Below are 20,295 nucleotides of genomic sequence, written 5' to 3' on the forward strand. Positions count from 1 at the left end.
TAGCCTCACCTCGGTTAACATGGGCGGCTATCCGTCATTATCAAGGCCATGTCGTGTATTTGGGCCCTCCTTCCCGTTCATCTCTACTGCTTGTGCTGTTGTGCAGTACACCTGCGCTGGCTGACGACCTGTTCCTCGACAGCCAGCCGCTGCCGCAGGTATTGACCGCCACGCGCCTCAAGCAATCGGCCGCCGCCGTGCCGGGCAGCATGACTGTGATCGACAGCGAGTTGATCAAGGCCAGCGGCGCAAGGGATATCAGCGAGCTGCTGCGCCTGGTGCCGGGGATGATGGTCGGCTACACCACCGGCAACCAGGCGGCGGTGAATTACCACGGCACCAGTGCCAGCGACGCGCGCCGCATGCAGGTGTTGATCGACGGGCGTTCGGTGTACCGCGCCGGCCTGGCCACGGTGGACTGGAGCGACATCCCGGTAGCAATGGAAGACATCGAGCGCATCGAGGTCTTCCGCGGCCCCAACACCGTCAGCTACGGGGCGAATGCCTTGATGGCGGTGGTCAATATCCTCACGCGCTCACCGGCCAACAGCCATGGCTCACGGGTGAAGGTGATTCGCGGTGAGCGCGGCATCAATGACTTTTATGCCAGCCAGGGCGTGGGCTGGGAAACCGGCGATCTGCGCCTGTCGCTGTCCGGGCAACAGGACGATGGCTTTGACAGCGATGCCGCTGGCGCCGACCGCCGGGACGGCCGTCGCCTCAACCGCTTCAGCCTGGCAGTGAGCCAGACCTTGAACGCGCAACAGAGTATCGACTGGCAACTGAATGCCAAGGAAGGCACCAACCAGCGCCCTTACACCTACACCCCGGTATTCGCCGGGATTACCGAAGGCGGCGACAATTCCGATGTCACGGCCAAGGACTACGCCGGCTCCCTGCGCTGGAACTTTGATTTCAACCCCGATCACAGCCTGTATATCCAAGGCTCGGCCCAGCAGTGGGACCGCCGGCAAATCTGGAAGGCCTGTGACGCCAAGGTCTCGTTCAGCCCCGAGCTGACCCAGTTGTGGCAGCTCAACCCCAACTATGCCGAACGGCTGGCCCGGCATATGGACACCTACAGCCAGGGCACCGCGCCACCGGGCAGCGCCGCCGAACAAGCCTTGGCCAACCAGGTATTGGACCAGTGGCGCAACGGCGCCAACCAGAGCGTATGCGGCGACATCGACCAGAGCACCCGCGAAAGCCGCTACGACGTGGAAATCCAGGATACCCTCAGCCTGTCCGACAGCCTGCGTCTGGTCAGTGGCATGAACTACCGCTACGACCGCGCCGACTCCGATACCTACTTCAACGGCACCCTGGACGACACCACCTGGCGTCTGTTCGGCCAGTTGGAATGGCGCGCCAGTGAACATTGGCTGCTGCAAGGCGGCGCCATGTTCGAAGACACGCACCTGAGCGGCCCTTCGCTGACGCCCAGGGTGGCGGTCAACTATTTGATCAACCCGCGCCACGGCTTGCGCGCGGTGTACTCGGAAGCCATCCGTTCGCCGGACATGTTCGAGAACAATGTCAACTGGAGCTACCGCGTCACCAACCTCAGCTCACCGACCTATGGGCAGAGTTCCGGACAGTACTTCGTGAAGACGCGGGGCCCGGGCAACCTCGACAAAGAACTGATGCGCTCGCGGGAACTGGGCTACAACGGCTTCTTTGCCGACATCGGGCTGAACATGGACGTGAAGGTGTTCTACGACGAAATCACCGACATGATCAGCTCGCCGCTGCGCAATAACCAGTACATTGCCAGCAACGCCAACAGCTCACGCTTCACCGGCGCCGAGTCCCAGTTCGACTGGCGCGTGAGCAACGCCGACCGCCTGCGGCTGACTTACGCGTATGTCGACGCCACCACCAGCAACCCACTGGACAAAGCACAGACCGCGCGTAACAGTGGCTCGGCCGGCTGGTTGCGCGAATGGGGCCAAGGTTGGTCAAGCGCGCTGTTCTACTATGGCGACGACGCACTCAACCAATATCGTTTCGAACGGGTCGACCTGCGGGTGGCCAAGCGCATTGCCCTGGGCAAAGCCAACGTGGAGCTGGCCGGCATGTTGCAACAACGCCTCGATAACCAGCCCACCACCTGGGCCGACAACACTTACGACCATCGTCACGTACTCTACTTCAGCGCGGAGTTAGAGTTCTGACATGGGCGACTCGTCACGGATGACCTTCTTCTTTATCTATAGGCTGCGGCGACTCGCCGGGCTGCTGGCCGGCCTGTTGCTGTGCGCACCGGCATGGAGCGCCGAGATCCTGCTGACCGCCGCCGAAGACAGCGCCGGGGTGCAGGCCTTTACCCAGGCTCTGGCCCGGCAACGCCCCGAAGACCGCGTCACCTTCACGTCCCTTGCGGCCTTGCCGGCACCCAGCCACCTGCCCGCCGGTACGCGCCTGATCCTGCTCGACCTGCCCGGCCTCGACTGGCGCCTGCGGGATACCCAAGGGCCGCCGACGCTGGTACTGCGCATCAGTCGGCTCCAAGCCCATCAGCGCCCGGAGGCCTCACGGCACGCGCGGGTCAGCCTGTTGTGGAGCGACCCGCCGCTGGAGCGGCAGCTGCGCCTGATCACCAGCGTCCTGCCCCAGGCACGGCGCATCGGCGTGCTCTACGGCGCCGACAGTGAATTCCTGCTGCCCGAATTGCGCCAGCATGCGGCGGCCCTGGAGTTGGAGATCGTGCCGCAGCGCTGGGACAACACTAACGACAGTCGCCCGCTGCAAACCCTGTTCAGGAACAGCGACGTGCTGCTCGGCCTCGATGACCCGCAGCTGTACAACCCGAAGACCGCGAAAAACCTGCTGCTGAGCAGCTACGCCCAGCAATTGCCGCTGTTCGGGCCCAATGCAGGGTTTGTGCGCGCCGGCAGCCTCGCCAGCACCTACAGCGACCAGGACGATTGGCTGGCGGTACTCGATCGTTTGCTCGACCAGCCGCCGGCCGCTTGGCCACGCGCGCTGTACCCCGACCACTTCAAAGTCGTGGGCAACGCGCAGGTCGCACGCTCACTGGGCATCGAACAGGTGGACGAAGCCAGCGTCGCCGCCCGAATGGCCGAAGGAGAAAAACGCCCATGACCTTGCGTCGTCGTTGGGACATCAATACCCGCACCCAGCTCATCACCCTGGGCCCGGCGCTGTTGCTGACGTTGCTGTTGATCAGCTTCTTCACCTTCGTGCGTATCCAGGACCTGCGCCAGGAACTGGACCACACCGGCCAATTGATCGCCAACCAACTGGCACCGGCCACCGAGTATGGGGTGATCTCGGGCAACAACGACGTGCTCGACAGCCTGCTGCGCGCCACGCTGGCCACGCCCCATGTACGTTTCCTGGAGATTCAGGACAGCAGCGAAAATATCCTCGTGTACGTCGAGCAACCCTCGGAGAAACACGACCGCGCGCTGTCGGTAAAAGTGTTCCAGGCGCCGATTCGCCTGCAGCATATCCAGCTGGGCAACGACTTTTTCCAGGACAACCTCAACGAACCCAAGGCCCCCCGCGCGGACTACCTGGGCCGGGTGATCGTCGGCATGTCCAATGACGCCTTCAGCCAGCGTCAGCAGGAGATCCTGTTCAAGGCCGGTATCCTCGCGCTGTTCGCCCTGCTGTTTACGTTCCTGCTCGCCCGGCGCCTGGCGGCGAGCCTGTCGCAACCGATCAGCGCCATGGGCCATGCGGTCAAGGCCATCCAGCAGGGCGACTACAAGACGCCGCTGCCGATTGTGGATGATTCGGAGCTGGGCGACCTGTCGCGGCATATCAACAACCTCGCCGAAGGCCTCAACCAGGCCAGCCGCGAACAACAGCAGGCCATGGCCCAGTTGATCCAGACCCGCGAAGAGGCCGAGCGGGCCAACAATGCCAAGTCAGACTTCCTGGCGATGATGAGCCACGAACTGCGCACACCGATGAACGGCGTACTGGGCATGCTGCAACTGCTGGAAACCACCGACATGACCGAGGAACAGACCGAGTACGCGGCGCTGGCCTCCGAATCCACCGAGCATTTGCTCAAGGTGATCAACGACATTCTCGACTTCTCGCGCATTGAACGCGCGGCCCTGGAACTGGAACATATCCCCTTCAACCTGGCAGACCTGATCAACAGTTGTGCCCAGGCCTTCCAGCACAGCGCCCAGCAGCGCGGGCTGGCGCTCAAGCTGCCGATCCCGCCCGGTATGGACGCACTGCAGGTACAGGGTGATCCGACGCGGATCCGCCAGATCCTGGTGAACCTGATCGGCAATGCCTTGAAGTTCACCGAACACGGCACCGTCAGCGTGGAGCCCCACTGGCAGGTGCTCGACCATGAGTTGGTGTGGTTCACCTGCACCGTGCGTGACAGCGGCATCGGGATTTCCGCCGAGCGCCTGGAATTGATGTTCGATGCGTTCCAGCAAGCCGACAGTTCCATTTCAAGACGTTACGGCGGTACCGGTCTCGGGCTGCCCATCGCCCGTACCCTGGCCGAACGCATGGGCGGCACGCTGCGCGCGCAGAGCGAAGAAGGCCGTGGCTCGGTGTTTACCCTGGAGATCCCCCTGGCCATCGACCCGCACAGCCAGCCGTCGCTCGCCCTGGATGCCGAGGGCAAGCACAGCACCGGCGAGGGTCGCCATGTGTTGCTGGTGGAGGACAATCCGGTCAACCGCACCGTGGTCGAAGCCATGCTGCGCAGCCTGGGCTTTGAAGTCAGCCTGGCCACCGATGGCGCCGAGGCGATCCGCAGTGCCGAGAGCCTGATTTTCACCGCGATCCTGATGGATTGTCGCCTGCCCTTGATCGACGGCTATGAAGCCACCCGGCAGATTCGCCAACTGCCCGGCTGCGCCGATCTGCCGATCATCGCCCTGACGGCCAATGCCTTGCAGGGCGACCGGGAAGCCTGCCTTGCGGCCGGAATGAACGATTACCTGGCCAAGCCGTTCAAACGCACGGATTTGCAGCAAATCCTGCAGCGCTGGGTGCAATAGCGGCGCGCCATCAGCCAACTCCGACTGGCGTGAAAGACGAAAGTGCGGCAGTCTTAGGCACCCGAACGGGCCCCTGAACGGGCTCGGTTTAAAATTTCAGTGAACAAGTGTACATTCAGTACCTTGCCGCTGTGACTTTCACTACAACGCAATAGTCTATGTGTAGGCTGCCGACATGAGGCATGAACGCTTCATTCGGTTCGGGAAGATTTGCCCTACCCTGCCGCATGGGATTATTGAGGAGCTCGCATGACCAAACAAAACGCCTTTACTCGGGAAGACCTGCTGCGCTGCAGTCGCGGTGAGCTGTTCGGCCCAGGTAACGCGCAACTGCCCGCCCCGAACATGCTGATGGTGGATCGCATCACCCATATCAGCGAAGAGGGTGGCAAGTACGGCAAAGGTGAATTGGTCGCCGAGCTGGATATCACCCCGGACCTGTGGTTTTTCGCCTGTCACTTCGAAGGTGACCCTGTCATGCCGGGCTGCCTGGGCCTCGACGCCATGTGGCAACTGGTCGGCTTCTATCTGGGCTGGCAAGGCCTGCCAGGCCGTGGCCGCGCCCTGGGTTCGGGCGAAGTGAAGTTCTTTGGCCAGGTCCTGCCGACCGCCAAGAAAGTCACCTACAACATTCAAATCAAGCGCGTCCTCAAGGGCAAGCTGAACCTGGCCATCGCCGACGGTTCGGTGACTGTCGACGGTCGCGAGATCTATACTGCCGAAGGCCTTCGGGTCGGCGTATTTACTTCCACTGACAACTTTTAAGGGTTATCCGCATGCGCCGCGTCGTTATCACTGGTCTGGGCATTGTTTCTTGCCTGGGCAATGACAAAGAGACCGTCACCGCTAACCTGCGTGCAAGTCGCCCTGGCATCCGCTTCAACCCGGAATATGCCGAAATGGGTCTGCGTAGCCAGGTTTCCGGCTCCATCGACCTGCCCCTCGAAGAACTGATTGATCGCAAGATCTATCGCTTCGTGGGCCATGCTGCCGCCTACGCCTACCTGGCCATGAAAGACGCAATCGCCGACTCCGGCCTGAGCGAAGACCAGGTATCGAACGTACGCACCGGCCTGATCGCCGGCTCCGGCGGCGCATCGACCCTCAACCAGATGGAAGCGCTGGACATCCTGCGCGAAAAAGGCGTGAAGCGCGTTGGCCCGTACCGTGTCACGCGGACCATGGGCAGCACCGTTTCGGCCTGCCTGGCCACGCCGTTCCAGATCAAGGGCGTGAACTACTCGATCTCCTCCGCATGCGCTACCAGTGCACACTGCATCGGCACCGCCGTCGAGCAGATCCAACTGGGCAAGCAGGACATCGTGTTTGCCGGCGGCGGTGAAGAAGAACATTGGAGCCAGTCGTTCCTGTTCGACGCCATGGGCGCCCTGTCCACCCAGTACAACGAAACCCCGGAAAAGGCCTCCCGCGCCTACGATGCCAAGCGTGACGGTTTCGTCATCGCCGGCGGTGGCGGCATGGTGGTGGTCGAGGAACTGGAACACGCCCTGGCCCGTGGCGCCAAGATCTACGCGGAAATCGTCGGCTACGGCGCCACTTCCGATGGCTACGACATGGTTGCGCCAAGCGGTGAAGGCGCCATCCGTTGCATGCAGATGGCCATGTCCACCGTGGACACCCCGATTGACTACCTGAACACCCACGGCACCTCGACTCCGGTCGGCGACGCCAAGGAAATGGAAGGTGTACGCGCGGTGTTCGGCGACAAGGCACCGGCCATCAGCTCCACCAAGAGCCTGTCGGGTCACTCCCTGGGCGCCGCCGGCGTTCACGAAGCGATCTACTGCCTGCTGATGATGGAAGGCAACTTCATGGCCGGTTCGGCCAACATCGACGAGATCGACCCGGTCGTCGCCGATATGCCGATCCTGACCAAGACGGTTGAAAACGTCAAAGTCGACACCGTGATGAGCAACAGCTTCGGCTTCGGTGGCACTAACGCCACCCTGGTGCTGAAACGCTGGCAGGGTAAGTAAGCCCCGCAGGTTGATCACATGAAAAAGCCCCGACTGGTTCGGGGCTTTTTTATGGGCGACTGGATTTAAGACCGCAACCGCATTTGCGTGAGACGAAAACGTAATATCAACGCGCACCCTCATCGCCGCGAGGTTTAGGCAGGATAGCCAGGAAGTTGTCCCTCGCCACTTTGCGGGCAACGTCCTCAGTCAATGCATCAAGGAAGACATCAAAGCGGTGCATTTCCTCACCCAGCTTGTTGAAACGCCCGACGACGTCCGAACCCAGCATAAAGCGCTCCGGGAAGCGTTCCACCAGCGTTACCCACTCCGGCCGAGGCTTGCCCCCATCATCCAGCAAGTAAGGCGTGAGCATGCTCCAGGACAGGTCGATATACAGGTTGGGGTAAGCCTCGAGCATACGGCTCAAGGTGGGCAGCAAAAAGTCCATCTGCACCTGGTGGCGGTGTATTTCCTTGCTGGTACCGGCGTGAGCCCAGATAAAGCGGGTGTGCGGGTGGTTGCGCAGCGGCTCTTCCACTTCGGCGAGGTACAGCGGGTTACGCTCGCGTTTGGAGGTGATATTGGAGTGCAGCATCACCGGCAAGTCGTTTTCCGCCGCCAGGTGATAGATGCGCGTCATGGCTTCGTTGTTGGCGCGCGGGGTATCCCCCGATGTGAGGGCGGTAAGGTCGTCGTGACGGGTAAACACTTCACCGATGCCTTGCCACAGCCCTGGGTTGAGGTCGAGCATGCGCTGGATATGGGCATCCGAATTCTTGTCATTGGGGTTGAAGCCGGACAGAAACGGATGAAAGTGCTGGCGCTGTTCAGGCGTCAGTTTACTTACCGCTGCAGCAACAATCACGTCCGTGGCGCTGTACCAATAGGCATCCGCGTCATCACCGGCGTAGTAGCGCGGGCGCTTGGGTTCGTCTTCGTGCCATTTCTTTGCGACGGGAATGCCGGAAATCATGACATGCTCGATGCGATTTTCTGTCATCGCCTTGAGCAACGTGTCCATTCCCGCCGTTTCCTGGAAGAAATCCACGTAGTGCAGGTGGGCATCGCTGTAGGCATAGGCGCGAGCCTGCGCGGCAAGGCTGTTGGCGGCGAGCAACAGGGCGAGACTCAGGCGGGTCCAGGGCACGGTATAACCTCGATAAGGGCGAATACCGGTAGACCTTGCGTGTCGTACCGGGGTTCAGCCGGCAAAAAATGTGGAACACCCCCGTGCCAGCATGCTCTATAACTGCATGACCTTCCTTCTGCCACCCCGTGAGGTTTGCCATGCCTGTTACCGTCAATACGCTGAACGCCGACAACTTCCGCCACAGCGTCAATATCAATAATCACGAGCTGTTTACCGACCTGCCCAAGAGCCTGGGTGGTGACGACTCCGCGCCCTCCCCCCACGATTACTTCGACGCCGCGCTGGCATCGTGCAAGGCGCTGACCGTCAAGCTCTACGCCCAGAAAAAAGACATCCCGCTGACCGGCGTCACCGTGGAAGTCACCCACGACGCCAGCGAAGAGCAAAAGGGCAAATACAGGCTCAACGTCAAGCTGACGCTCAAGGGCGTACTCACCGACGAACAGCGCGACGAGCTGCACCGCGTGGCCGATCGCTGCCCGGTACACAAGCTGATGACCACCGCCGAGGTCACCATCGAAACCCGCCTCTCTGAAGGCGCGTTCAGCCAATAGCGGCAACCTCCCGTCGAGCGGGTTATGCTCATTACCCTACAACCCGCTCAGACTGGGACGCACCATGACCACCCTCACCGTGATCCGCCCACGCCCCGAAGATGTCGAAGGCCAGCCGATCCTGCGCCCGCTGCCCTCGCGGGAATGTCGCAGCGTCGGGCCCTTTGTGTTTTTCGACCATATGCTGCCTACCCGCTATGCACCGGGCAGCGGCATGAACATCCGCCAGCACCCGCATATCGGCCTGTCCACCCTCACCTATCTGTTCGAAGGCGCACTGCAGCACAAGGACAGCCTGGGGTCGGATCAAGTGGTAGAGGCCGGCGATGTCAGCTGGATGACCGCAGGCGGTGCAATCGCCCATGTCGAGCGCACACCCGAGGCACTCAAGGCCCGTGGTTTCAGCATGCATGGCCTGCAAGTATGGCTGGCATCGCCCAAGGACCACGAAGAGGGGCCGGGACACTACAGCCATCACCCTGCAGCGAGCCTGCCGGTGAGTGACAACCTGGGCGTGCGGATTCGCCTGATCGCCGGCAGTGGCTTCTGCCTCAAATCACCGGTGCCGGTGCTGTCGCCTACGTTGTATGCAGATGTACACATGCAAACGGCCACGACCCTGCTGATTCCTGACGAGCACGAGGAACGCGCGGTGTATGTGCTGGAGGGTGAAGCACAGCTGGAGGGGGAACAACTTGAGGTGCACAGCCTGGTGGTATTGCCGGCCGGGCAGGCAATGACCCTGTTCGCCGAAAGCGATTGCCAGTTGGTGGTGTTGGGCGGAGCACCGCTGGATGGGCCACGGCGGATCAATTGGAATTTTGTCGCGAGCGATCCGCTGAAGATTGAGCAGGCCAGGCAGCGCTGGGCCGCTGGGGATTGGCCGACGGTGCCGGGTGAAGCTGAAAGAATTGAGTTGCCGCTGAGATAGCTATCGGGGGCAAGCCCCCGATGACGCCGGAACAGGCGCTGAAGATTCAGCCCTTGAATACTTCATCCAGCAAGTTATGCATCGACCGGAACGCCCGTGCAGCGGTCTTGGCGTCATACATCATCTTGCCCGGCACATTGGCATCCGGGTCAGTGAAGGAATGCACCGCACCGCCGTAGCTCAGCAATTGCCAATCCACGCCGGCTGCGTTCATTTCAGCTTCGAACGCCGGCAGTTGCTCTTTCGGCACCAATGGATCGGAAGCACCGTGCAGCACCAGCACTGAACCCTTGATTTTTTTCGCGTCTGCCGGGTTCGGCGTGTCGAGGGTGCCGTGGAACGATACGGCAGCCCTCAATGGCGCACCGGTCCGTGCCAGCTCCAGGGAGCAGCAACCGCCGAAGCAGAAACCAAAGGTGGCCAGCTTCGAGGTGTCCACTGCCGCCTCGGTCTGGCCCTGCAGCTGCTCAAGGGCAGCCTGCATGCGCTTGTTCAGCAACGGGCGATCATTCTTCAATGGCATCATTGCGGCACCGGCTTCATCGCCATTCGACGGGCGCACGGTTTGCCCGTAGAGGTCGGCGATCAGCACTACGTAGCCCTTGGCGGCAACGCTCTTGGCGATCTCCTCGGCCCCCGCACTCACCCCCATCCAGTTCGGCGCCATCAGCAGGCCGGGCAGCGGGTTCTTTTGGCTGGCATCGAACGCCAGGCGGCTTTCATAAGTCTGGCCATCAATCTGATAGACCACGGAACGCACGGTGACTTGGCTCATCATTTTCTCCAGTTGAAGATCACTAGAACGGAAATAGGCTGTAGGTGCGAGCTTGCTCGCGAAGAACCTCAACGATCACGCGGGCAACCTGACACCCAGCGTCGCCCGCAGGTTTTTCGCGAGCAAGCTCGCTCCTACAAACGAAAAAACCCGCCGAAGCGGGTTTTTCTACAACGGTATCAAACCGACAGTTCAACCAACAGCTTGTTCAGTCGGCGCACGTAGGCGGCCGGGTCCTTGAGGCTGTCGCCAGCGGCCAGGGCCGCCTGGTCAAAGAGGATGTGGGACAGGTCGCCAAAGCGCTCTTCGCTCTGCTCGCCGTCGAGCTTCTCGATCAACGGGTGAGCCGGGTTGAATTCGAAGATCGGCTTGGAGTCCGGGACCTTCTGGCCGCTGGCTTCGAGGATCTGGCGCATCTGCATGCCCAGGTCCTGCTCGCCGATGGCCAGGATCGCCGGGGAATCGGTCAGACGGTGGGAAACCCGCACTTCGCTGACGGCATCGCCCAGGGACGCCTTGATCCGCTCAACCAGGCCTTCTTTGGCCTTGGCGACTTCCTCGGCTTCTTTCTTCTCTTCCTCAGAGTCCAGGTTACCCAGGTCCAAGTCGCCACGGGCCACGTCGACAAAGGATTTGCCGTCGAACTCGTTGAGGTAGCTCATCAGCCACTCATCGATACGGTCGGTCAGCAGCAGCACTTCGATGCCTTTCTTACGGAAGACTTCCAGGTGCGGGCTGTTCTTGACCTGTGCGTAGGTTTCGCCGGTCAGGTAGTAAATCTTGTCCTGGCCTTCCTTGGCACGTGCCAGGTACTCGGCCAGGGACACCACCTGCTCGCCCTCTTCACCCTGGGTGGAAGCAAAGCGCAGCAGACCGGCGATTTTTTCCTTGTTGGCAAAATCTTCCGCCGGGCCTTCTTTCATGACCTGGCCGAAGTTTTTCCAGAAGCCCTTGTATTGCTCAGGCTCGTTCTTCGCGAGTTTTTCCAGCATGTCGAGCACGCGCTTGGTCAGCGCCGACTTCATGGAATCGATGATCGGGTCTTTTTGCAGGATTTCCCGCGACACGTTCAGCGACAGGTCATTAGAGTCGACCACGCCCTTGATAAAGCGCAGGTACAGCGGCAGGAACGACTCCGCCTGGTCCATCACGAACACGCGCTGCACGTAGAGCTTCAGGCCTTTCGGCGCTTCACGCTGGTACAGGTCGAACGGCGCACGGGCCGGCACGTAGAGCAGCGAGCTGTATTCCAGCTTGCCTTCGACCTTGTTATGGCTCCAGCTCAGCGGGTTTTCGTAGTCGTGACCGATGTGCTTGTAGAACTCCTGGTATTCCTCGTCCTTGATCTCGGTACGCGGACGGGTCCACAGGGCACTGGCGCGGTTGACGGTTTCCCATTCCTGGGCAGGCTTCTCTTCACCTTCGGCAGCCGTTTGTTCTTTCGGCAGCTCGATCGGCAAGGCAATATGGTCGGAGTACTTCTTGATGATATTGCGCAGGCGCCAGCCATCAGCGAACTCGTCTTCACCGGATTTGAGGTGCAGGACGATACGAGTACCGCGGTCAGCCTTGTCGATGGTGGCGATTTCAAATTCGCCCTCACCTTTGGAAGCCCAATGCACGCCTTCGCTGGCGTCAAGGCCGGCACGACGGCTGAACACTTCAACCTTGTCGGCCACGATGAAGGCCGAGTAGAAGCCCACACCGAACTGACCGATCAGGTGCGAATCTTTCTTCTGGTCGCCGGACAGGTTTTTCATGAAGTCGGCGGTACCGGATTTAGCGATGGTCCCAAGGTGGGTGATCGCATCTTCACGGCTCATGCCGATACCGTTGTCTTCGAGGGTGACGGTATTGGCGTCTTTGTCGAAGCTCACACGGATTTTCAGTTCCGCGCCACCTTCCAGCAGTTCAGGCTTGGACAGGGCTTCGAAACGTAATTTGTCGACAGCGTCAGAGGCGTTCGAGATCAATTCGCGAAGGAAGATTTCCTTGTTGGAATACAGCGAATGGATCATGAGGTGCAGCAGTTGCTTCACCTCGGTCTGGAAGCCCAGGGTTTCCTTTTGAGTTTCCACACTCATGGTCATCAAACTCCAATTGGATGGCAGTGGCCGCGCCCTGAAGGGTTGGCGGCGGGTTGTCATCAAAGTTGGGGGCTAAGAGCAGGATTTCAAGGGCGGACCACGTCCTCGATCTTGAAATGCGCACGGGCGGTGGCGATGGGCTCGGCGGCGGTGGTTTGCCAGGCGGTGATCGCCACATTCGCCACCCGTCGGCCCTGGCGCCACACCTGGCATTTGGCGTAAGTGTCGCGAAACTGGCCGGCGCGCAGGTAATCGAGGGAGAAATCGATGATTTTCGGGAGGCCCGGCGCTCCGGTAAACACCAGCAGGTGCAACGCCGCTGCCAGCTCCATGAAGCCGGCAATCACCCCGCCGTGAAGCGCCGGCAATATGGGGTTACCAATATTGTCCTTGTGGGCCGGCAGGCGAAACAGCAATTCATCCCCCAGCCGGGTGCATTCGATCCCGATCAGTTTGGCGTAGGGGATCAGGTCCAGCAGCGCCTCGTAGCTGCCGCGCTGATGGGCCTGCTCCAGGCGGGTCTTGAATCGATGGGTCATGCCTGCTCTCCTTTGATGGCGCGCCCCAACCCTTGGGTGCCCTTGAGACGCTTGCCCATGCGCATGAAGGTGCCCACCACATGGGCGATGGGTTGTTGCGGGTCGTCCTGGTAGGCAAAACCACGGGTGAAGATCACGTCGGTGGTCACCCGGTAGCACTGGGCGAAACCATATACCGGCTTATGGGGCTCGGCGGGATGCATATAGTCGACACGCAGGTCCAGGGTCGGGCACACCTCGAACTCCGGCAGGACACACAGGGTGGCCATGCCGCAGGCGGTATCCATCAAGGATGTCAACGCGCCACCGTGGATCACGCCGGTCTGGGGATCACCCACCAACTGCGGCGCGTAAGGCATGACCAACGTGATGCCCTCCTCGCTGGCATGATGAACGCTGATACCCAGCACCTGACAATGGCGCAAGGCCGAGACAAAGCGCGTCGCGCGCTCTAACAAGGGATTTTCGGTCATTCGTTGCAGACTCTTATTAGTGTTGATGGGCGAAATAGACGGTGCGGGCGAAAGTTCCTTTGAGGTCGTTGTTTATATATCTGTGGAATAAAAGGAACTAATGCTGAACGGCCATGCTCGAAAGGCCAGTAGATATCTTCACTAAGGAGAAACACCCCATGCGTAAGACTTTAGCTATTTCCATGATGTTGGCCGCTGCCCTCGGTCTCGCTGCTTGCGACAAGAAATCCGAAGACAAAGCCCAAGATGCCGCAGCGCATTCTGAGCAAGCTCAAAAAGACATGGCGAAAGCTCAGGATAAAGTGAACGACGCTGCGAAAGAAAACGCCGATGCTGCCAAAGCTCAGGCTGAATCGAACGAAGCCGCCGCAAAAGAAGCAGCACCAGCTACTCCTGCCACCGGTTCCTGATACCGCGGCATGAAATAGCTTCGCTGCAAAAAGAAAGCCCGCTTATATAGCGGGCTTTACTTTGCCTGTTGTTTTTAACTCAGCGCGTCACGCATTAAATCTCCTCTTTGGCCGGCTCAGGCATCGTTGTATCCGTCTGCGTATACACCATCACTTGCAGTACGTCGGAATGAAACTCCCTGCGATACAACACAAACACCACCCCGGCACTCATCAACATGAACAACCAGGGGCTGACGAACCACGCCAGCATGGTCATGCCGAAGTAATAAGAACGCAGGCCAAAGTTGAACTGGTTGGCAGCCATGGAGATCACCCGCGCCGCACGCAGGGCAAACGCCTTGCGCTCCAGCTCCGACACATGCCGTTCACCGATCATCGGTGCCGACCCGACCAGCACAGCGGCAAAGTTGTACTGGCGCATGCACCAACTGAAGGTGAAGAAGGCATAGACAAAGACCAGCGCCAGGCAGAGCAGCTTGATCTCCGACATGCCCTGGGAGGCCTGCTGCACCATGGGTATGTCCGCCAGCAATGACACCGCCCGTTCGGAGGCCCCCAGCACCGTGAGAATGCCGGCGAGGATGATCAAGGTGCTGGAGGCGAAGAATGAGGCATTACGCTCCAGGTTGCCGATCACGCTGGCGTCGGCGATGCGGTTGTCGCGCAGCAGCATGCGGCGCATCCAGTCCTCGCGATACAAATGCAGCACGCTGGCCAGGCATGCAGTGTCCCGCGCCTTCCAGGTGGCATAACGGGTGTAGCCGCCCCAGCACAGGATGAACCAGAGGGCGGCAAGCAGGTGGATCTGATTGGCTTCGACGAACGACATGCGGGTCCTTGCAGAAAGAAGATTGAGAAACTTTTTGCGTCTGTTCGACGTTAGCGCAGAGAAAAAGACACTGCCTTGCGCTCAAAAAAAATGCCCCGTATCGATTGATACGAGGCATTTCCGTACTGCATGAAACCCGCTTGTTATGCGATGGCTTCGCTGCGCTTACCCAGCATGCGATCAATGACGACCGCCACAACCAGCGTCATCACCGACGGCACCAGCCACGCCAGGCCTTGCTCGCTCAGCGGCAGGTTCGCCAGCTGCGAAGGCATCCAGCCTGCCAGGCCTGCGCCCTTGAGCGCGTCGATGCAGCCAAAGATGAACGACACCAGCATCACCGGACCGACGATACGGCCCTGCTCCTGCCAGAAGTCTTTGCAGAAACTCAACGCCACCAGCACGATGCACGGTGGGTAGATCGCAGTGAGTACCGGGATCGAGAACGCAATCAGCTTGGTCAGGCCCAGGTTCGACACGAACAGCGAGAACAGCGCCAGGATCACTACCAGCGCCTTGTAGGACAGCGGCAGGATTTTGCTGAAGTACTCGGCACACGCGCAAGTCAGGCCGACGGCTGTGACCAGGCATGCCAGGGAGATCAATACAGCCAGGAACCCACTGCCCAGGGAGCCGAAGGTGTGCTGGACATAAGCGTGCAGTACTGCGGCACCATTGGCAGCGCCGGCAGCGACTTCATGGCTGCCCGACCCAAGGCGGAACAGGCTGACATACACCAGCGCCAAACCGACGCCGGCAATCAACCCGGCAATGATCGCGTAGCGGGTGATCAGCTTGGGCGATTCGACCCCACGGGAACGGATCGCATTGACGATCACAATGCCAAACACCAGCGCACCCAGGGTATCCATGGTCAGGTAGCCATTGATAAAGCCCTGGGAAAACGGTGCGGCGACGTATTCCGGGGTGGCGACACCCACCTCACCTGCCGGCAGGGCAAAGGCGGCAATGCCGAGGATGGCCAGGGCGATGATCTTCAGCGGCGCCAGGAAGCGACCCACGGTGTCCAGCAGTCGGCCCGGGTACAGGGAGACAAAGAACACCACCAGGAAATACACCGAGCTGTAGAGAAACAACGCCAGCGGGCTTTCGCCGGTCAGCGGCGCCAGGCCCACTTCAAACGACACGGTCGCGGTACGCGGGGTGGCGAACAGCGGTCCTACCGCCAGATACGCCGCCGCCGCGAGCAGGCCACCGGCGATCTTGCCGATCGGGCTGCTCAGCGCGTCCATGCCGCCACCGACCTTGGCCAGGGCGATCACGGTGACCACCGGCAGGCCAACGGCGGTGATCAGGAAGCCCAGCGCCGCCATCCAGACATGAGGCCCGGACTGCAAACCAACGATAGGCGGGAAGATGATGTTGCCGGCGCCCACAAACAGGGCGAAGGTCATGAAGCCCAACGCCAGGATGTCCTGGCTTTTCAACACTTTCATTTGAGGAAATACCACACTACTGAATCGGAATTTAGAGAGGGATTCCCTATGGATGAGGGAAATGCTGCCGGCCCTTATGGGCACCGGCCGGTCTAGCGCGCAGCTTCCTTTTGGGAGGCGGACGCATAAAGAGGCGGCTAGGGTACAGAATTAGGCTGACAAACGCACTGTTGCGGGGCGGACTGTCCGATAAGCGACATCTTGATGTCGCGTTTTCATACTTAATTTGGCAATACAAACAAAATTGTGGGAGGGGCTTGCCCCCTCCCACATTTGAATCGTCAACAATCTGCAGAATGCACAAAGGCCACCCGAAGGTGGCCTTTGCTGGTAAAGCGTCAGCTAAGCGCGAGGCTTACTTGACAGCCCAACCGGTCAGCTCGGCCAAGGCCTTGCCGATGTCTGCCAGCGAACGCACGGTTTTAACGCCTGCGTCTTGCAGTGCAGCGAATTTCTCGTCTGCAGTGCCTTTGCCGCCAGAGATGATTGCGCCAGCATGGCCCATGCGCTTGCCCGCAGGGGCAGTCACACCAGCGATGTAGGAAACAACCGGCTTGGTCACGTGTGCCTTGATGTAGGCAGCCGCTTCTTCTTCAGCCGAACCGCCGATCTCACCGATCATCACGATCGCTTCGGTCTTCGGGTCTTCCTGGAACAGCTTCAGGATATCGATGAAGTTGGAGCCTGGGATCGGGTCACCGCCGATGCCGACGCAAGTCGACTGACCGAAACCGGCGTCAGTAGTTTGCTTCACAGCTTCGTAGGTCAGGGTGCCGGAACGGGAAACGATACCGACTTTACCTGGCAAGTGAATGTGACCTGGCATGATGCCGATCTTGCATTCGCCTGGAGTGATCACGCCTGGGCAGTTAGGGCCGATCAGGACTACGCCCAGCTCGTCGCACTTAACTTTAGCGTCCAGCATGTCCAGGGTAGGAATGCCTTCGGTGATGCACACGATCAGCTTGATGCCGCCGAATGCCGCTTCCAGGATCGAGTCCTTGCAGAAAGGAGCTGGAACATAGATCACGCTGGCGGTGGCGCCAGTGGCAGCTACAGCGTCTTTCACGGTGTTGAACACTGGCAGGCCCAGGTGCTCGGTGCCGCCTTTGCCCGGCGTTACGCCGCCAACCATCTTGGTGCCGTATTCGATGGCTTGCTGGGTGTGGAAACTACCTTGCGAACCGGTAATACCCTGGCAGATAACTTTGGTGTCTTTATTGATCAGGACGCTCATTATTTGCCCTCCGCAGCTTTGACAACTTGTTGAGCAGCGTCGGTCAGGCTGGTAGCCGCGATGATGTTCAAACCGCTTTCTGCCAGTACTTTAGCGCCCAGTTCAGCGTTGTTGCCTTCAAGGCGAACAACAACCGGGATTTTAACGCCGACTTCTTTCACTGCACCGATGATGCCTTCGGCAATCATGTCGCAACGAACGATGCCGCCGAAGATGTTGACCAGTACTGCAGCGACGTTGGAGTCGGACAGGATGATCTTGAAGGCTTCGGTTACGCGTTCTTTGGTAGCACCACCGCCTACGTCGAGGAAGTTGGCTGGTTTGCCGCCATGCAGGTTGACGATGTCCATGGTACCCATGGCCAGGCCGGCACCGTTGACCATGCAACCGATGTTACCTTCCAGGGCTACGTAGTTCAGTTCGAACTTGGCAGCGTGCGCTTCGCGCGGATCGTCCTGCGACGGATCGTGGAAAGTCTTCAGCTTAGGCTGACGGTACATGGCGTTGGCGTCGATGTTGATCTTGGCGTCGAGGCAGTGCAGATCGCCGTCAGCCTTGATCACCAGCGGGTTCACTTCCAGCAGGGCCAGATCGTGATCTTGGAACAGTTTGGCCAGACCTACGAAGATCTTGGCGAACTGGGCAACTTGCTTGCCTTCCAGGCCCAGCTGGAAAGCCAGCTCGCGACCCTGGAATGGCTGGGCGCCAACCAGTGGGTCGATAGTGGCTTTCAGAATTTTTTCTGGGGTTTCGTGAGCGATCTTCTCGATGTCCACGCCACCTTCGGTGGAAGCCATGAACACGATGCGACGGCTCGAACGGTCAACGACAGCGCCCAGGTACAGCTCTTTAGCGATATCAGTGCACGATTCAACCAGGATCTTGGTGACTGGCTGGCCATTGGCATCAGTCTGGTAAGTCACCAGACGCTTGCCCAGCCACTGCTGTGCGAAGGCCTTGGCGTCTTCTTTGCTGCGAACCAGCTTAACGCCGCCCGCTTTACCGCGACCACCAGCGTGGACCTGGGCTTTGACAACCCACTCGGTGCCGCCGATTTTGTCGCAAGCTTCTGCTGCTGCTTCCGGGGTGTCTACTGCGTAGCCCTTGGAAACTGGCAGGCCGTATTCAGCGAACAGCTGCTTACCCTGATACTCGTGAAGATTCATGCTTTTTACCGTCTTCGTTAGGTACTGCGCATTCGGCGCTGCGCTCATTATGAGTGCCGCGCCACCTGTGACTGCTGCTTGCGCAACTTGCGGGGCTCAAGGCCCGTAAAGCTGCGCAAGACTGCGTCCAGCGGATATTCCGCGGTGAGTCTTGCGCGCAAGGCTCACGACGGGCAACTCCGCCGTGGTTTCTTATTATCTCGCTTAGCGCTTCTTCTTGTTGGCGATGTGGATGGCATGGCCATTCACTGCCAACGCGGCTTCGTGCAGCGCTTCGGACAGGGTCGGATGGGAGAAGACCATCATGCCGATGTCCTCGGCACTGGTGCCGAATTCCATACCGATCGCGCCCTGCTGAACCAGTTCTGCTGCGCCTGGGCCAATCACGTGGACGCCCAATACGCGGTCAGTCTTGGCATCAGCGATGACTTTGACAAAACCACCGGTGTCGTTGGCTGCCATGGCACGGCCAGAAGCGGCGAACGGGAAGGTGCCGACGTTAACTTCAACGCCTTCAGCTTTCAACTGCTGTTCGTTCTTGCCGACCCATGCAATTTCCGGGTGGGTGTAGATAACCGATGGGATCAGGTCATAGTTCATCTGGGTCTTGTGACCCTTGATGCGCTCGACCACCATGATGCCTTCTTCGGAAGCCTTGTGCGCGAGCATCATGCCGCGAACCACGTCGCCGATGGCGTAGACGCCAGGAACGGTGGTAGCGCAGTGATCGTCAACGTGGATGAAACCACGCTCGTCGATGTTCACGCCGCTGTCGGAAGCCAGCAGGTCGGTGGTCACCGGACGGCGGCCCACGGCGACGATCAGCTTGTCGAACGTGATGGTCTGTTCGCCATCCTTGTCGGTGTAGGTCACGACCACTTCTTCGCCGTTGACCTTAGAGCCGGTCACGCGAGCGCCCAACTTGATGTCCAGACCTTGTTTGGTCAGGGTTTTCAGCGCTTCCTTGGATACCGCGGTATCGGCAGCCAGCAGGAACGTGTCCAGGGCTTCCAGCACGGTCACTTCGGAACCCAGGCGGGACCAGACCGAACCCAGTTCCAGGCCGATGACGCCAGCGCCGATCACGCCCAGGCGCTTAGGCACGGCCTGGAATTCCAGGGCGCCGGTCGAATCAACGATCACGTTCTGGTCAACCGGAGCCGGTGGAATGTCGATTGGACGCGAACCTGGGGCCAGGATCACATTCTCGGCTTCGATGACTTCTACCGAACCGTCCGGCTTGGTGATCTCAACTTTCTTGCCGGCCAGCAGTTTGCCGTGGCCTTGCAGGGAAGTCACACCGTTGGCCTTGAACAAGGTCGCAACGCCGGAAGTCAGGCCTTTGACGATGTTGGCTTTACGGCCGACCATTGCTGGCACGTCCATGGTCACGCCGGCATGGTTGATGCCGTGGATCGCGAAACCGTCCTGGGCTTCGTGGAATTTCCAGGAGCTGTCCAGCAGCGCCTTGGAAGGAATGCAACCGACGTTCAGGCAAGTACCGCCCAGTGCCAGTTTGCCTTCCTTGTCGGTGTATTTTTCGATGCAAGCAGTCGAGAGGCCCAGTTGTGCGGCCTTGATGGCGGCAACGTAGCCGCCAGGACCCGCACCAATCACTACAACGTCAAATTTCTGCGACATGAAAATAGTTCCTCTATTTAGCAGCAAGCTTTCAAGCCGCAAGCCCCAAGCCCAACTGCCT

General features: G+C 59.9%; 18 protein-coding genes. 8 read left to right on the forward strand and 10 right to left on the reverse strand.

Annotated elements, in window-relative coordinates:
• Window positions 1–53: 53 nt before the first annotated feature.
• The 5 genes from BB029_RS15910 to fabB all read left to right on the forward strand — a co-directional run bounded on the left by BB029_RS15910 (window position 54) and on the right by fabB (window position 7,000).
• The gene (locus tag BB029_RS15910) at window positions 54–2,174 is read left to right on the forward strand and encodes a TonB-dependent siderophore receptor (RefSeq protein WP_083236428.1); all 2,121 of its coding nucleotides are present in this window, start codon (window positions 54–56) and stop codon (window positions 2,172–2,174) included.
• Between the two features lies 1 nt (window position 2,175).
• Complete coding sequence (locus BB029_RS15915) at window positions 2,176–3,105, forward strand: ABC transporter substrate-binding protein (protein WP_065939919.1); 930 nt, start codon at window positions 2,176–2,178, stop codon at window positions 3,103–3,105.
• Window positions 3,102–5,003, forward strand: coding sequence for an ATP-binding protein (locus BB029_RS15920; protein WP_065939920.1), 1,902 nt, complete (start codon window positions 3,102–3,104; stop codon window positions 5,001–5,003). Before BB029_RS15915 ends, BB029_RS15920 begins: the two co-directional genes overlap by 4 nt.
• A 249-nt stretch (window positions 5,004–5,252) precedes the next feature.
• Complete coding sequence (gene fabA, locus BB029_RS15925; protein ID WP_003210552.1) at window positions 5,253–5,768, forward strand: 3-hydroxyacyl-[acyl-carrier-protein] dehydratase FabA; 516 nt, start codon at window positions 5,253–5,255, stop codon at window positions 5,766–5,768.
• A gap of 11 nt (window positions 5,769–5,779) precedes the next feature.
• Entirely contained in the window at window positions 5,780–7,000 is a 1,221-nt protein-coding gene (gene fabB / locus BB029_RS15930; protein WP_027607070.1) for a beta-ketoacyl-ACP synthase I, read from the forward strand.
• Between the two features lie 106 nt (window positions 7,001–7,106).
• Here the strand turns inward: fabB and BB029_RS15935 are convergent, their stop codons facing one another.
• On the reverse strand, window positions 7,107–8,129 hold the full coding sequence (locus BB029_RS15935) for an amidohydrolase family protein (protein WP_065939921.1): 1,023 nt from the start codon (window positions 8,127–8,129) through the stop codon (window positions 7,107–7,109).
• Window positions 8,130–8,269: 140 nt separating this feature from the next.
• Here BB029_RS15935 and BB029_RS15940 point away from each other — a divergent pair, with 140 nt between their 5' ends.
• A complete protein-coding gene (locus tag BB029_RS15940) occupies window positions 8,270–8,686 on the forward strand; it encodes an OsmC family protein (RefSeq protein ID WP_065924497.1) in 417 nt (138 codons plus the stop codon).
• 64 nt (window positions 8,687–8,750) lie between these two features.
• On the forward strand, window positions 8,751–9,617 hold the full coding sequence (locus tag BB029_RS15945) for a pirin family protein (RefSeq protein ID WP_065939922.1): 867 nt from the start codon (window positions 8,751–8,753) through the stop codon (window positions 9,615–9,617).
• Between the two features lie 46 nt (window positions 9,618–9,663).
• Here the strand turns inward: BB029_RS15945 and BB029_RS15950 are convergent, their stop codons facing one another.
• The 4 genes from BB029_RS15950 to BB029_RS15965 all read right to left on the reverse strand — a co-directional run bounded on the left by BB029_RS15950 (window position 9,664) and on the right by BB029_RS15965 (window position 13,491).
• Window positions 9,664–10,392, reverse strand: coding sequence for a dienelactone hydrolase family protein (locus tag BB029_RS15950; RefSeq protein ID WP_065939923.1), 729 nt, complete (start codon window positions 10,390–10,392; stop codon window positions 9,664–9,666).
• A gap of 179 nt (window positions 10,393–10,571) precedes the next feature.
• Complete coding sequence (gene htpG / locus BB029_RS15955) at window positions 10,572–12,476, reverse strand: molecular chaperone HtpG (RefSeq protein ID WP_065939924.1); 1,905 nt, start codon at window positions 12,474–12,476, stop codon at window positions 10,572–10,574.
• 89 nt (window positions 12,477–12,565) lie between these two features.
• Entirely contained in the window at window positions 12,566–13,018 is a 453-nt protein-coding gene (locus BB029_RS15960; protein ID WP_065939925.1) for a PaaI family thioesterase, read from the reverse strand.
• Window positions 13,015–13,491 (reverse strand): PaaI family thioesterase, encoded by a 477-nt coding sequence (locus tag BB029_RS15965; protein ID WP_027607063.1) that lies wholly within the window; start codon window positions 13,489–13,491, stop codon window positions 13,015–13,017. Before BB029_RS15965 ends, BB029_RS15960 begins: the two co-directional genes overlap by 4 nt.
• Window positions 13,492–13,649: 158 nt before the next feature.
• Between BB029_RS15965 and BB029_RS15970 the strand changes: the two genes are divergently transcribed.
• The gene (locus BB029_RS15970; RefSeq protein WP_010211724.1) at window positions 13,650–13,901 is read left to right on the forward strand and encodes a hypothetical protein; all 252 of its coding nucleotides are present in this window, start codon (window positions 13,650–13,652) and stop codon (window positions 13,899–13,901) included.
• A gap of 94 nt (window positions 13,902–13,995) precedes the next feature.
• On the opposite strand, the gene BB029_RS15975 is transcribed toward BB029_RS15970, so the two are convergent.
• From BB029_RS15975 to lpdA, 5 genes are all read right to left on the reverse strand, one after another.
• Complete coding sequence (locus BB029_RS15975; protein WP_065939926.1) at window positions 13,996–14,733, reverse strand: DUF599 domain-containing protein; 738 nt, start codon at window positions 14,731–14,733, stop codon at window positions 13,996–13,998.
• A gap of 143 nt (window positions 14,734–14,876) precedes the next feature.
• Window positions 14,877–16,190: a branched-chain amino acid transport system II carrier protein gene (gene brnQ, locus BB029_RS15980; RefSeq protein ID WP_065939927.1), complete on the reverse strand. Its 1,314-nt coding sequence runs from the start codon at window positions 16,188–16,190 to the stop codon at window positions 14,877–14,879.
• Between the two features lie 355 nt (window positions 16,191–16,545).
• Complete coding sequence (gene sucD / locus BB029_RS15985) at window positions 16,546–17,427, reverse strand: succinate--CoA ligase subunit alpha (protein ID WP_003172813.1); 882 nt, start codon at window positions 17,425–17,427, stop codon at window positions 16,546–16,548.
• The gene (gene sucC, locus BB029_RS15990; RefSeq protein WP_003233235.1) at window positions 17,427–18,593 is read right to left on the reverse strand and encodes an ADP-forming succinate--CoA ligase subunit beta; all 1,167 of its coding nucleotides are present in this window, start codon (window positions 18,591–18,593) and stop codon (window positions 17,427–17,429) included. Before sucC ends, sucD begins: the two co-directional genes overlap by 1 nt.
• Window positions 18,594–18,797: 204 nt before the next feature.
• Entirely contained in the window at window positions 18,798–20,234 is a 1,437-nt protein-coding gene (gene lpdA / locus BB029_RS15995; protein ID WP_027607060.1) for a dihydrolipoyl dehydrogenase, read from the reverse strand.
• Between the last annotated feature and the right edge of the window lie 61 nt (window positions 20,235–20,295).

The sequence above is a fragment of the Pseudomonas sp. S3E12 genome, from assembly GCF_001702295.1.
GTDB classification, from domain to species: Bacteria; Pseudomonadota; Gammaproteobacteria; order Pseudomonadales; family Pseudomonadaceae; genus Aquipseudomonas; species Aquipseudomonas marginalis.

What these genes read in the sequence shown, in the direction of transcription:
- fabB (WP_027607070.1), top strand. Translation starts at nt 5,780, where the DNA reads ATGCGCCGCGTCGTTATCACTGGTCTGGGCATTGTTTCTTGCCTGGGC.
- sucC (WP_003233235.1), bottom strand. Translation starts at nt 18,593, where the DNA reads ATGAATCTTCACGAGTATCAGGGTAAGCAGCTGTTCGCTGAATACGGC.
- brnQ (WP_065939927.1), bottom strand. Translation starts at nt 16,190, where the DNA reads ATGAAAGTGTTGAAAAGCCAGGACATCCTGGCGTTGGGCTTCATGACC.
- BB029_RS15920 (WP_065939920.1), top strand. Translation starts at nt 3,102, where the DNA reads ATGACCTTGCGTCGTCGTTGGGACATCAATACCCGCACCCAGCTCATC.
- BB029_RS15940 (WP_065924497.1), top strand. Translation starts at nt 8,270, where the DNA reads ATGCCTGTTACCGTCAATACGCTGAACGCCGACAACTTCCGCCACAGC.
- sucD (WP_003172813.1), bottom strand. Translation starts at nt 17,427, where the DNA reads ATGAGCGTCCTGATCAATAAAGACACCAAAGTTATCTGCCAGGGTATT.
- BB029_RS15950 (WP_065939923.1), bottom strand. Translation starts at nt 10,392, where the DNA reads ATGAGCCAAGTCACCGTGCGTTCCGTGGTCTATCAGATTGATGGCCAG.
- htpG (WP_065939924.1), bottom strand. Translation starts at nt 12,476, where the DNA reads ATGAGTGTGGAAACTCAAAAGGAAACCCTGGGCTTCCAGACCGAGGTG.
- BB029_RS15945 (WP_065939922.1), top strand. Translation starts at nt 8,751, where the DNA reads ATGACCACCCTCACCGTGATCCGCCCACGCCCCGAAGATGTCGAAGGC.
- fabA (WP_003210552.1), top strand. Translation starts at nt 5,253, where the DNA reads ATGACCAAACAAAACGCCTTTACTCGGGAAGACCTGCTGCGCTGCAGT.
- BB029_RS15970 (WP_010211724.1), top strand. Translation starts at nt 13,650, where the DNA reads ATGCGTAAGACTTTAGCTATTTCCATGATGTTGGCCGCTGCCCTCGGT.
- BB029_RS15975 (WP_065939926.1), bottom strand. Translation starts at nt 14,733, where the DNA reads ATGTCGTTCGTCGAAGCCAATCAGATCCACCTGCTTGCCGCCCTCTGG.
- BB029_RS15915 (WP_065939919.1), top strand. Translation starts at nt 2,176, where the DNA reads ATGGGCGACTCGTCACGGATGACCTTCTTCTTTATCTATAGGCTGCGG.
- BB029_RS15960 (WP_065939925.1), bottom strand. Translation starts at nt 13,018, where the DNA reads ATGACCCATCGATTCAAGACCCGCCTGGAGCAGGCCCATCAGCGCGGC.
- BB029_RS15965 (WP_027607063.1), bottom strand. Translation starts at nt 13,491, where the DNA reads ATGACCGAAAATCCCTTGTTAGAGCGCGCGACGCGCTTTGTCTCGGCC.
- lpdA (WP_027607060.1), bottom strand. Translation starts at nt 20,234, where the DNA reads ATGTCGCAGAAATTTGACGTTGTAGTGATTGGTGCGGGTCCTGGCGGC.